This is a genomic window from Brevundimonas sp. UBA2416, assembly GCF_002343105.1.
In the GTDB taxonomy this organism is placed as follows: Bacteria; Pseudomonadota; Alphaproteobacteria; order Caulobacterales; family Caulobacteraceae; genus Brevundimonas.
Map to the genome: position 1 here is coordinate 35,994 of NZ_DDRM01000007.1, position 12,207 is coordinate 48,200.

Genomic DNA, 12,207 nt, shown 5'->3' on the forward strand with positions numbered 1-12,207 from the left:
CAGGATGTAGGCGGCGCCGGGCCGGGGGCGGGCCATGGAGGCGAACAGGCCCGACACGACATCATCCACATGAACGCGGTTGAACACCTGTCCCGGCTTGCGCACGATCCGCGCCGTGCCGTCGCGCAGGCGGTCCAGCGGCGAGCGGCCGGGGCCGTAGAGGGCCGGCAGGCGGAACAGTTGCACCGTCAGACCCATGCCCTGACCGGCGTCGAGCCAGTCGCGCTCGGCCCGCACGCGGCGCGCGCCTTCCAGCGAGGCGGCGTTGAGTTCGCTGTCCTCCAGCGCCCAGCCGCCGGCGCGGTCGCCATAGACGGCGGTCGAGGAGACATAGCCGATCCAGTCGGGCCAGACCTCCGTGGCCGCCAGGGCCGGCGTCAGGGCCTTCAGGCCCGGACAGCCGTCCGCCACGGGCGGGGCGCTGATCAGGATGGCGGAGGCGCCGGCGACAGCCTCGGTCAGAGCCGGTGCGTCGTTCGGGTCGATCGCGACGAGCCCTTCGTCCGTCAGCCCGGCCCGCCGGTCCGCGTCGCGGCTGGTCAGGATCGCGCGGCCGCCACGACGGACCGCCTCGCGCCCCACGGCGCGGCCGAGCCAGCCGCCGCCGTAGACCAGCAGCGAGGGGGAGGCGGCGGCGTCAGCCATGGCTCAGGCCGTGCGCGCCCGCACCGGGGCGGTCGGCGGCGTAACCACGGTCGGCGGGGCCTTCACGGCCTCGGCCCGCTTGCCGTTCCAGGTCGAGACGCACGGCACCTTCGAGAGGTCGGCACGGTCGGCATAGCGGCGGGCGATTTCGGTCACATCCTGCATCAGCCCCTCGGCGAGCGTAATGGGCTTGAGGCCCAGTTCCCGGAACTGGTCATTGGCCACGACCAGTTCGTTCTCATCCGCCTCCAGCCGCGGATTGGGGACGTTGTGCACGGTGGCCCCGGTCATGTCGGCGATCATGGCGGCCAGGTCGCGGACCCGGCGGCTCTCCGTCATCTGGTTGAGGATCTTGACCCGCTCGCCCGTCTTCGGCGGGTTCTTCAGGGCCAGTTCGACGCAGCGCACCGTGTCCTGGATATGGATGAAGGCCCGGGTCTGGCCGCCGGTGCCGTGCACCGTCAGCGGATAGCCGACCGCCGCCTGCATCAGGAAGCGGTTCAGCACCGTGCCGTAGTCGCCGTCATAGTCGAACCGGTTGATCAGCCGCTCGTCCCTGCGGGTCTCTTCGGTTTGGGCGCCCCAGACGATGCCCTGGTGCAGGTCGGTGATCCGGACACCGTCGTTCTTGGCGTAGAACTGGAACAGCAGGGCGTCCTGGGTCTTGGTCATGTGATAGATCGAACCCGGGTTCGGCGGGAACAGGATCTCCTGCTCTGCCGGGCCGAAGTCGGTGTCGACCGTGACTTTCAGATAGCCCTCGGGGATGCGCAGTCCGGCGGTGGTGTAACCGTAGACGCCCATGGTGCCGAGGTGGGCCAGGTGGACGTCCCGCCCGCTCTCAACGATGGCCGCCAGCAGGTGATTGGTGGCGTTGATGTTGTTGTCGACGGTGTAGAGCTTGTGCCGCGCCGACTTCATGGAGTACGGAGCCGCCCGCTGCTCGGCGAAATGCACGACGCTGTCGGGCTGCCAGTCCTTGATCAGGGCGACCAGGCGGTCGAACTCCTTGCCGACGGTCATGTTGACGAAGTCGATGTTTCGGCCGGTGATTTCCTTCCAGGCGGCGATCCGCTCGCCCATGGTCCGGATCGGCGTCAGGGACTGGACTTCCAGCTCATTGTCGATGTTGCGGCGGCTGAGGTTGTCGACGACGCAGACGTCCCAGCCCTGCGCCGATAGATGCAGCACCGTCGGCCAGCCACAGAAGCCGTCGCCGCCCAGAACCAGAACCCGCATCGCCTACCCTCGTCGTTTCCTGCACCCTGACTAGCGGAACGCGCGGATCGGTCAAAGTGTCAGTATTCGGCGGCGGTTTCGCCCGAACCGCCGCTTAGCGGCGGGCGCGCCACTCCGCGCGGCTCTGGCCCCATTTGTCGACGGGCAGGTCCTGAAAGGGCGGCGGCATCTGCGTCGGCCCCTGATTGTACGAACCAAGCCGCTCGGCCAGCCGCTGTGAGGGCGTATTGTCCGGGTCGATGCAGTGGATCACATCGGTCCAGCCCAGCACATCGAAGGCGTAGTCGATCGTGGCCGTCGCCGCCTCCACGCCGTAGCCCTTGCCCTGGGCGTCGGGATGCAGGCCCCAGCCGACTTCCGTGCCGGGCCAGCCGTGCGGCTGCCACGGGCCGATCCGGCCCAGCCAGAGGCCGGTGTCGCGCTCTACCAGCGAGAACATGGAGACGCCCGTCAGGCTCCATGCCCCGGCCATGCTCATGAAGCCGCGCCAGGCGGTCGCCGCCGGTTGGGCTCCGCCGAGAAATTTCGCCGCCTCGGGGTCGCCCATCATCTCGGCCCAGCGCGGAAAGTCCTCCAGCGCGATGGGGCGCAGGATCAGGCGTTCGGTCTCCAGCACAGGTCCGGTCAAAGGACGTACTCCCTCTCGAGGTCATAGCGGCTGCCACCCTGGGTCAGGACGCTGGAATACAGGCCGAACCGGTCGATCCGGATCGGTGGAGACTTCAGCAGGTTGTGGTCGGCTATCCACGCCCCGATGCGGGCGGGATCCGCCTGGGCATTGAGATAGGCCAGGGTCAGGTGCGGGCGATAGTCGCGGCGCTCGATGGAAATGCCCGCGCGTTCGGCGGCGCTGCGGCAGCGCCCGGCGAGGACGGACAGCCGTTCGCTGGCCGTGACTCCGGCCCAGATGGCGTGGGTGCGGTGGCCGTCGCCAAAGGCGCCGACGCCGGACAGGGCGATCTCGAACGGCCCGCCGGTCGCCGCCCGTTCCAGCTCGACTGACAGGTCATCGGCCCGGCGCTCGTCGATCTCGCCATAGAAGGCCAGGGTGATGTGCAGTTGGTCGGCGGATCGCCAGCCGGCGCCGGGCAGGCCGGTCTGGCGCCGGGCGAGCGCCTCGGCGACCTCATCAGGCACGGACAGGGCGGTGAACAGCCGGATCATGCGGCCTTTGGTAGCGGCTCTGAACGCCGGGCCCAAGTCCGGTTTTCCTTGCGGAAGGGGCCGCTCGGCCCGATATTTGCGCCAAGCCCGGGAAACCCCGGTCAGATGGAGGACCGATCTCGCCATGAGCGATTTCAGAAACGGCTACACCACCGCGCCCGCCACTGCCGACATGTCGGTGGACGCCGGCCTGCGCAGCTTCATGCTGGGCGTCTACAACAAACTGGCCCTCGGCCTCGTCGTCGCGGGCGCTCTGGCCTATGTGACCGGCAACGTCCCGGCCGTGCAGCAGCTGCTGTTCGCCGCAGGACCGGACGGTCGCGTCGGCCTGACCATGCTGGGCATGATCGTGCAGTTCTCGCCGCTGGTGCTGCTGTTCGGCTCGATGTTCTTCATGAAGAACCCGACGGCGGGCGGGGTGAACCTGCTCTACTGGGCCGTGGTCGCCACCATCGGCGCCGGGATGGGCATCCTCTTCCTGCGCTACACGAACGAGTCGATCGCCTCGACCTTCTTCGTCACCGCCGCCGCCTTCGGGGGGCTGAGCCTGTTCGGCTACACGACCAAGAAGGACCTCAGCGGCCTCGGCAGCTTCCTGATCATGGGCGTGATCGGCCTGGTCATCGCCATGGTGGTCAACATGTTCCTGCAGTCCAGCATGATGGCCCTGATCATCAGCGCCATCGGCGTGCTGATCTTCTCGGGCCTGATCGCCTTCGACACCCAGCGGCTTAAGATGACCTACTATGCCCTGGGCGGCGACAAGGCGGCGATGGGCGTGGCCACCGGCTTCGGCGCGCTGAGCCTGTTCATCAATTTCGTGAACCTGTTCCAGTTCCTGCTGATGTTCATGGGCGGCAACCGCGAATAGGATCATCGATCCGGAAGACGGAGGGGCCCGGAGCGATCCGGGCCCTTTTTCTATTCCACGATCGTGAATTTGCGGCTGTCGAAGACGCGCAGGACCTGGGCCAGTTCGCGGCCCCGGCGCAGCACCACCCCACCCTCGCCGATCACCGCCCACTGACCCTGTTTGAGGCGCAGCGCCGGACGCTTCTCGATGCGATAGAGCGGGGCGTCGCCCGAGCGGCGGAAGACGGCGAACTCCGCGACATCCTTGTGGCCGACCATGGCGTAGTCGCGCCACTCGGCTGCGGCGACCATCCGGCCATAGACCCGCAGGATCAGGTCGAGTTCGCGCCGGTCGAAAAAGACCGGTCCGGGAACGGACTGCAAATCAGCGGCGTCGCTCATCTTGGGAAGGTTACGCCGCCATCCTGAAAACGCCAGTGGGCCAGCGCCCTTCCAAAGCAGTCGCGTCGCCGAACACTGTGTCTGGAACGCCGCGACGCGAACAAATCGCGACGAACATGAAATCGCCTCGCTTCCGCCCAGCGCCCGCCCCCTTGGGGGGCGACATCTGACCCATCGGCTCGTCGGAGTTCGGAGCGTTTCCGGATCCTGAATAGCCCCCCCAGCCCCTCCTGGATCACTCCACCAAGGGCTCCGGCGGGCCGATGCTTCCTCCAAAGCAGAGACGCCCGCTCAGCCACCCTCCCCCCTCCGGCAGAGCGGGCGTTTTGCTGTCCGGGATCCGGCGAGGATCAGGCCTGGAGTCCCAGGCCTTGGGGTCTCAGGGCAGGACGACCTCAGCCGTTTCACCGCCGCGCGTGACGGAAAGGGTCCGGCCCGAGTCGCCGTCCAGGGCAGCGGCCAGACCGCCGAGGTCCGATACGGATCGGCCGTCGACCGAGCGGATCAGATCACCCGCCTGAAGACCCGCCGCCGCTGCGGCCGAGCCGCCTTCCACAGAGAAGACCTGCAGACCATCCGCGACGGCGCGCATGGCAGCGCCGCGCGCCATCACCGCGTCCGGGCCGACGGTGACGAGACGTTCGGACGGCGTCTCGACCGTCAACGCGGCACGGCCCTCCCGGCCCTCCCGCAGATAGACGACCTCGACCTGGGCGCCGGGCGCGGCGATGCCGATCGTGGCCGCCACCGTGCCCGCGTTCGAGACCGGGCGGTTCTGGATGCGGGTGACGATGTCGCCGCGTTCAAGGCCCGCGGCCTCGGCCGACGATCCCGGAGCAACATCCTCGATCACGGCGCCGCGCACGATGCCCAGGCCGAGATCACGCGAGCGCTGGGCGTTGAGCGAGCCGAAGATGGCGCCGGTGGTCCCGCGCCGGACCTCGCCGTGCTCACGCAGCTGGGCGACCACATACATCAGGATCCGGCTGGGCACGGCGAAGGCGATGCCGTCATTGCCGCCGCCGCCACCGGACAGGATGGAGGTGTTGATGCCGATCAGCCGGCCGCGGCTGTCCAGCAGCGGGCCGCCGGAGTTGCCGGAATTCACCGCGGCGTCGGTCTGGATATAGTCCTCGATCCGGTCACCCATGCCCGAACGGCCCATGCCTGAGATCACGCCCATGGTGAGGGTCTGGTCGAGGCCCAGCGGATAGCCGACCGCGAAGGCCAGATCGCCCGTGCGAAGCGAATCGGAGTTGACCACGTCGATCTGCGACAGGCCGGGCGCCTCGATCTTGAGCACGGCAAGGTCGGTGGCCTTGTCAGTGCCGATCAGCACGGCGTCGAAGATGCGGCCGTCGGTCATGTCGACGGTGAATTTCCGCCCCCCTTCAACCACATGGTTGTTGGTGACCACGATGCCTTCGCGCGCGTCGATGATGGCCCCCGAGCCGCTGGAGATCGGACGCGGCTCGTTTTCACCGGAACTGGGGCCCTCGGACTGACCGAGCGTGGTCACCTGGACCACCGCGGGCAGGGCCCGTTCGAGGCCGGAGGCGAAGGTGAAGACGCCGCGCTGGGCGTCAAACGGCACGGGGGATTGTTGCGCGACGGCGGGTGTGGCCGTCAGCAGAGGGACCGCGACGACAAGCGCAAGCACGGACAGGCCGCCGGCCCGGATGATGGAACGCATCGCCAATCCCCTGTTGTTGGACGGACCCTAGCGCGAGAAACGCGCCGTGACGACTGCCCCCGGACCGGCGTCATCAATCGTCATGGCCGCCCCGTGGCGCTTGAGGATCGCGCGCACGAAGGCCAGGCCCATGCCGTGGCTTTCGCGCCCCTCGTCGGCCGCCCTTGAGATCGCGCGGGCGGGATCGTCGAGCAGTTCGGGATCCAGCCCCGGACCCTGGTCCGCGACCGAAAGGACGGGCTTGCCGTCCTCCAGTCGTACGGTGAGGGTCACCACGCCGCCGTCCGGTGAAAACTTGACGGCATTGTCCACCAGATTGGTGACGGCCCGCTGCAACAGGGACCTGACCCCCAGGACAGACACAGGTGAAGCCTCGACCCGGATCATCGCCCCGCGTTCCTCGGCAAGCGGCTGATAGAGTTCCGCAGCCGAGGCCGCCAACCGGTCCAGGCGCACCGTCTCGAACACCCAGGCCTCACCATCGCGCAGGGTCATGGCTTCGTTCATCGCCCGGGTCAGCCGGGTCAGGTCGGAGCGGGCCTCCTCGGCCAGGGCCCGGGCCTCGGGGGTCGTGGCCATCTCCTTCAGCCTGTCCAGCCGGGCCGAGGCCCGGGCCAACGGCGTGCGGAAATCATGCGCGAGCTGGTCGGCCGAATCCCTCAACCAGCTGAGCAATTCTTCGAGCCGGTCGAGGGTCAGGTTCACCCGGCCGGTCAGTTCGGTCAGTTCCGGGGCCACGGCGGTCTCGGGCGCGCGGACCGAGAAGTCTCCGACGGACGCGAGATCAAGCGCCCGGCTGACATCGGCCACAGCGCTGGTCAGGCGGCGGCGGGCGAAGGTCGCCGCGGTCAGGCCGAAAGCCAGCAGCAGCACGCCGGCGGCGGCCACCGCGGCGACGGCCCAGCCCCAGGCGCCGCCTGAACGGTCGACGACCCGGCCGACGGCTATGTCCAGCGCCCCGACCGAACGGCGCACCACCACGACCTCGACCGCCCGCGCCGGGCACAGGACGCCGCGATCCAGGCGCAGTACATGGACGCCCTCTCCGAGGCGGGGAGCCCGCTCGCCGCGCGTGGTCTCCAGAGCGGCGAGGCCGGCGGGCTTGCCGACCGGGGCGCGGATGAAGCGCACGCCCGCACCGCCCTGCCCCGTACTGCAGGTTTTCTCCAGAGAGCCCGCGTCCCGGGCAGGACCGTCCTGGAAAGCGCTCAGCCAGGCCGAAAGATAGGCGGCGTCGGCAGGCGTGATGTCGGCGGCGGTAAGGCTGGCCTCGATCCGCAGCTTCTCGACCATTGTGCTGTAGTCGTCGAGCGCGGCCAGAGCCGCCTTTTCCCGCTGGTCCATCCGCACCGCCGCGCCGGTGGCGATCAGCGAGCCGGTCAGGGCCACCGCCGCCATAACGGCGATGCCGGCCGCCAGCTGGGTCGAGGTCCGCCGTCCCAGCCAGGCGCGCAGGCGGAGGAAGCGGAGGGGCACGGCGGTCTCAGCCCGTCCAGGCGGACAGATCGCGGAAGATCAGGCTCTGGCTGCGGGCCGAAACGATCAGGGGGTGCAGCTCTTCTCCCAGTTCCGGGGCCTGTTCCTTGAGTCGGCGACGCAGGGCGCTGATCCGCGCATCGATGATGTTGACGAAATTATCCGGCAGGAAGCGCCATTCGACCCAGCAGCGGTCCCACAGCATGGTCTTGGTAACGGGCTGGCCACGGGCGGTCATCAGTTCACAGACGATCGCGAATTCCAATGGCGACAGGTCAATGAGCCGCGAGGCGCCCGCGGCGTCGAATTTCAGCGTCCGGGCGCCGAAGGCCAGGCGGAATGGACCATTGACCAGATCGTTGCCGACCGGGGCCGCGCGGCGGGCGGCGCGACGCAGCTGGGCGGCGATGCGCGCCAGCAGTTCCTCGTCGCCGACCGGCTTGGACAGATAGTCGTCGGCGCCGCCCAGCAGCCCCTCGACCTTCTGCCGCTCGCCGCCCAGCGCCGTCAGCATCAGGGCCGGGGCGTCCGCACACGGACCCCCGCCGGCGCGCAGGCGTTTCAGCGTCTCCAGTCCGTCCAGTCCGGCGGTCAGCCGGTCCAGGATGAGGACGTCGAAGGACGCGGCGGCGGCGGCGATCGCGGCCTCGCCGCTGTCGACCCGTTCCACGGCTTCGAAACCGGCCCGCAGGAGCCGCTCGGCGACGTGTTCGGAAAGGGCGGGATCGTCTTCCAGCAGCAGTGCGCGGCGACCGGAGAAGACATCGCGCAGTTGGGCGAACGGGTCGTCGCCTTCGATGCCTGCCGCTTCTCCGTCCATGACCGCCACTCCACCCCTCGCTGACGATACGGCGTTGATACGGAATGACAATGCTCAACGGACCGCGTTCGCGCAAACTAGGGGTTGGCCCCCCGAGCACGGAATGACGGTTCCTGACGCAGCTGAGACCTCCGCCGTTCCGGATGCATCCGGAACGGCTCCCGGCGCGTAGTTTGAGGCCAAGGAGCCTCAATGATCGCCAAATCCCTTCTTCCCGCCGGCCTGCTGATCGCTTGCGGCCTCGTCGCATGTCAGACCGCGCCTGAACCGGACAGCGGTTTCCTGTCGGGCTACGACCGGCTCAAGACGCAGGAAGGCACCGTGCGCGCCTCGATCCGGCAACACCGCGACGAGACCGCCGCCTCCGCGATCGACCAGGTCTGGATCGAGCCGACGGCTCTGATCGGACAAGCCGGAGCGGCGCTCACCGCCGAAGAACGCGCGATGGTCCTGCGCGAGGTCGACCGGCAGGTCTGCTACGAGATCAGCGAGCGGTTCACCCTCGCCGCATCGCCTGAGGGATCCCCCAGGGTGCGGACGGGTATTGCGCGGATTGATCCGACGGCGCCGGCCGGGTCCGCCGTGGCGGCGGTCGCCAACGCCTTCATCCCGGGCCCCGGCACGGTGCGGGTGCCCGGAACGACCGGTGGGCTGGCGGCCGAGGCGGAGCTGCTGGACGCAAGGGGCGTGCAGACGGCCGCCCTCGCGTGGGCGCGCGACGCCAATGTTCTGGGGACCGATTCACCGTCGCTTTCGCGCGTGGGCGACGCCCTGCAGATGGCCGAGCCTTTCGCCGACGCCGTCGGCGACGCCTTTGCGCCCGCGGACCGGCCGGTGAGGGCGATTGCAGACCCGGACCCCTGCGGCCGCTTCGGGCCGCGGAACCAGCCGGGCGGCTTCCTGACGCGACTGGTCACCGGCCTCTATGTGCCCGAGGTCAACACCGGGACGCGGGAAGACGCCCCGGCGGAAGCGCCGCCTCCCTAGAAGGCGCTCTGCCCTGTGATCGCCCGGCCCAGGATCAGGGCGTGGACGTCGTGGGCGCCCTCATAGGTGTTGACCGTCTCGAGGTTCATGGCGTGACGCATGACGTGCATCTCGCCGGTGATGCCGGCACCGCCGTGCATGTCGCGGGCGACGCGGGCGATATCCAGCGCCTTGCCGCAGTTGTTGCGCTTCATCATCGAGATGGCCTCGGGCACCCAGGCCCCCTGGTCGAGCAGGCGGCCCAGCGCCAGGGCGCCCTCGAAGCCGAGGAAGATCTCGGTCTGCATGTCGGCCAGCTTCTTCTGCACCAGCTGGCGCGAGGACAGCGGGCGCCCGAACAGCATGCGCTCGCCGACATAGTCGCGGGTCAGGTGGAAACAGGCCTCGGCCGCGCCCATGGCGCCCCAGGCGATGCCGTAGCGGGCCTTGTTCAGGCAGGAGAACGGCCCTCGCAGGCCTTTCACGCCGGGCAGCAGGTTCTCTTCCGGCACGAAGACGTCGTTGAGGCCGATGTCGCCGGTGATGGAGGCGCGCAGGCTCAGCTTGTCGCCGATCTTGTCGGTGGTGAAACCGTCCATGCCGCGCTCGACGATGAAGCCCCGGATCACGTCATCCAGCTTGGCCCAGACCACGGCGAGGTCGCTGATCGGCGAGTTGGTGATCCAGTATTTGGCGCCGTTCAGCCTGTAGCCGCCGTCCACCGCGACGGCTCTGGTCTTCATCGAGGCGGGGTCGGAACCGCCGTCGGCCTCGGTCAGGCCGAAACAGCCGACCAGTTCACCGGCCGCCATGCGCGGCAGGAAGCGCATCTTCTGCTCCTCGGAACCGAAGGCGTAGATCGGGTACATGGCCAGCGACGACTGCACGCTCATGGCCGAGCGGTAGCCGCTGTCGACTGCCTCGATCTCGCGCGCGATCAGGCCATAGGCGACGTGGCTGACCGAGGAGCCGCCGTACTGTTCCGGCAGCATGGCCCCCAGGAAGCCCATCTCGCCGAGCTCGGTCATGATGGCGCGGTCGAAGGTCTCGTCGCGGAAGGCCTCGACCACGCGGGGCAGCAGCTTCTCGCGGGCGTAGGAGCGCGCCGCGTCCTGGATCATCCGCTCGTCGTCAGTCAGCCGGCCGTCGAGGTCCAGCGGGTCGTCCCAGCGGAAGGTCTTTTGGGGAGCGGAGGCGCCGTCGGCCATGGGTCGTCTTTCTCAAGCGTGGCGGAGGCGGGCGGTTTAGGCCAAAATGCACCGGTCGGGTAGAGGGACGGCCCGACGCAGGCTAGACTGCAGACATGAGCCGCACCTTTCATCGCCTGTTCGTCGAACACCCGCGCGAGGTCGACGAGAGCTATTTCCACCACATGGCCGCATCGTCGCGGTTCGGTTTCCGCCTGCTGAAACTGGCCGGCTGCGCCTTCATGCACGCGCTGATCCCCGGGGTTCACAAGGCAACGGTGTCCAAGGCGGTCTGCTGCATGGCCGAGGAGATGGACGGCCGGGCGCGCGAGGCGCGCGAGTGCCGGATGCGGGATGCGGGCGTGTGGGATCCGGGGCTTTAGAAGTGGCGAGTGGCGAGTGGCGAGTGGCTAGTATGGGCTGCGCGGCGAGTGATGCGCCGGGCATGCCTTCATGACGCCGATCGAAGAAGGCGATTCATCCGCCCTCGCCACTCGCCACTCGCCACTCGCCACTCCTTCAGGCCCCCTCTCCGGCGTTCGTGTCCTCGACCTCAGCCGCGTGCTCGCCGGGCCGTGGGCGACGCAGATGCTGGCCGATCTGGGAGCCGAGGTGATCAAGATCGAGCGGCCCGGGGTCGGCGACGACACCCGTGCCTGGGGCCCGCCGTTCACGACCAAGGCCGATGGATCGAAGGGCGACGCGGCCTATTTCCTGTGCGCCAACCGCGGCAAGAAATCGGTTGAGCTGGATCTGGCGACGCCCGAGGGCGCGGAGATCGTCCGCGAGCTGAGCAAAACCTGCGATGTTGTGGTCGAAAATTTCAAGACCGGCGGGCTGAAGAAGTACGGACTGGACCAGGCCTCGCTGGCGGCGATCAATCCGAAGCTGGTCTATTGCTCGATCACCGGCTTCGGCCAGGACGGGCCCGACGCCCACCGCGCCGGCTATGACTATATGATGCAGGCCATGGGCGGGCTCATGTCCATCACCGGCCAGCCTGACGGCGCGGCCGGGGCCGAGCCGATGAAGGTCGGCGTCGCGGTCGTCGACCTGTTCACCGGCCTCTATGCCTCCAACGCCATCCTTGCGGCGCTGATGCATGCGCGGGCGACGGGGCAAGGGCAGCATATCGACATCGCCCTGTTCGACGTTCAGGCCGCCATGCTGGCCAATCAGGCGACCAACTGGTTCGTGTCGGGCAAGGCGCCGACGCGGATGGGAAATGCTCACCCGAACCTGGCTCCGTACCAACCTTTTCCGTGTACAGATGGAATGGTGGTCATCGCGGTCGGCAATGACGGCCAATTCCGCGCACTGGCGGAAGCCCTGGGCGCGCCGGGCCTTGGCGCCGACCCCCGCTTCCTGACCAACGCCCTGCGCATCGAGCACCGCGCGGTGATGACGGCTGAAGTTTCGGCCCTGACCGCCGGCCATACGATGCACAGCCTGATGGCGGCGCTGGAAAGGGCCGGCGTGCCCTGCGGGCCGGTCAATACGGTCGATCAGGTGTTCGACGAGCCACAGGCGAAACACCGCGGGCTGGAAGTGACGCAGGATCGCGCTGACCTGTTGGCCCCGGTGCGGACCGTCGCCTCGCCGATCCGGATGTCCGTGACGCCCGTCGCCTATGATCGGGCGCCGCCCGCGCTTGGAGCGGATACGGATGATGTGCTGGGGCCACTGCGGGCCAACCGCTAGTCAGGATGGCTCAGGGCGGCGCGGAGCCGTGAACCGACCCCGTCGAACGCGGGCCCCGGACC

At 68.7% G+C, this 12,207-nt stretch carries 13 protein-coding genes; 4 read left to right on the forward strand and 9 right to left on the reverse strand.

The features are described 5' to 3' along the window. From B3E43_RS01560 to thpR, 4 genes are all read right to left on the reverse strand, one after another. Positions 1-645 (reverse strand): SDR family NAD(P)-dependent oxidoreductase (locus tag B3E43_RS01560; protein WP_292026133.1); only part of this gene is annotated, 645 nt, incomplete at its 3' end. 3 nt (positions 646-648) lie between these two features. Then, positions 649-1,884: an NAD-dependent epimerase/dehydratase family protein gene (locus B3E43_RS01565; protein WP_292026134.1), complete on the reverse strand. Its 1,236-nt coding sequence runs from the start codon at positions 1,882-1,884 to the stop codon at positions 649-651. A 94-nt stretch (positions 1,885-1,978) separates the two neighbouring features. Continuing rightward, positions 1,979-2,512 (reverse strand): GNAT family N-acetyltransferase, encoded by a 534-nt coding sequence (locus B3E43_RS01570; protein ID WP_292026135.1) that lies wholly within the window; start codon positions 2,510-2,512, stop codon positions 1,979-1,981. Further along, positions 2,509-3,048: an RNA 2',3'-cyclic phosphodiesterase gene (thpR, locus tag B3E43_RS01575; RefSeq protein ID WP_292026136.1), complete on the reverse strand. Its 540-nt coding sequence runs from the start codon at positions 3,046-3,048 to the stop codon at positions 2,509-2,511. The genes B3E43_RS01570 and thpR overlap by 4 nt, the downstream gene beginning before the upstream one ends. Before the next feature lie 124 nt (positions 3,049-3,172). On the opposite strand from thpR, the gene B3E43_RS01580 reads away from it, so the two are divergent. Continuing rightward, the gene (locus B3E43_RS01580; protein WP_292026137.1) at positions 3,173-3,919 is read left to right on the forward strand and encodes a Bax inhibitor-1/YccA family protein; all 747 of its coding nucleotides are present in this window, start codon (positions 3,173-3,175) and stop codon (positions 3,917-3,919) included. 50 nt (positions 3,920-3,969) lie between these two features. Here the strand turns inward: B3E43_RS01580 and B3E43_RS01585 are convergent, their stop codons facing one another. The 4 genes from B3E43_RS01585 to B3E43_RS01600 form a co-directional block, all read right to left on the reverse strand. After that, positions 3,970-4,302, reverse strand: a complete 333-nt coding sequence (locus B3E43_RS01585) for a DUF2794 domain-containing protein (protein ID WP_292026138.1) — start codon at positions 4,300-4,302, stop codon at positions 3,970-3,972. 379 nt (positions 4,303-4,681) lie between these two features. After that, positions 4,682-5,995, reverse strand: a complete 1,314-nt coding sequence (locus B3E43_RS01590; RefSeq protein ID WP_292026139.1) for a S1C family serine protease — start codon at positions 5,993-5,995, stop codon at positions 4,682-4,684. Positions 5,996-6,022: 27 nt separating this feature from the next. Further along, positions 6,023-7,471: a sensor histidine kinase gene (locus B3E43_RS01595; protein ID WP_292026140.1), complete on the reverse strand. Its 1,449-nt coding sequence runs from the start codon at positions 7,469-7,471 to the stop codon at positions 6,023-6,025. Between the two features lie 7 nt (positions 7,472-7,478). Then, positions 7,479-8,291, reverse strand: a complete 813-nt coding sequence (locus B3E43_RS01600; protein WP_292026141.1) for a response regulator transcription factor — start codon at positions 8,289-8,291, stop codon at positions 7,479-7,481. A 192-nt stretch (positions 8,292-8,483) separates the two neighbouring features. Here B3E43_RS01600 and B3E43_RS01605 point away from each other — a divergent pair, with 192 nt between their 5' ends. Next, complete coding sequence (locus B3E43_RS01605) at positions 8,484-9,278, forward strand: DUF3313 domain-containing protein (RefSeq protein WP_292026142.1); 795 nt, start codon at positions 8,484-8,486, stop codon at positions 9,276-9,278. On the opposite strand, the gene B3E43_RS01610 is transcribed toward B3E43_RS01605, so the two are convergent. Beyond that, entirely contained in the window at positions 9,275-10,465 is a 1,191-nt protein-coding gene (locus tag B3E43_RS01610) for an acyl-CoA dehydrogenase (protein ID WP_292026143.1), read from the reverse strand. The genes B3E43_RS01605 and B3E43_RS01610 overlap by 4 nt on opposite strands. Before the next feature lie 95 nt (positions 10,466-10,560). On the opposite strand from B3E43_RS01610, the gene B3E43_RS01615 reads away from it, so the two are divergent. Then, positions 10,561-10,827: a DUF6356 family protein gene (locus B3E43_RS01615; protein ID WP_292026144.1), complete on the forward strand. Its 267-nt coding sequence runs from the start codon at positions 10,561-10,563 to the stop codon at positions 10,825-10,827. 70 nt (positions 10,828-10,897) lie between these two features. Then, a complete protein-coding gene (locus tag B3E43_RS01620; protein WP_292026145.1) occupies positions 10,898-12,145 on the forward strand; it encodes a CaiB/BaiF CoA transferase family protein in 1,248 nt (415 codons plus the stop codon). The last annotated feature ends 62 nt before the right edge of the window (positions 12,146-12,207 follow it).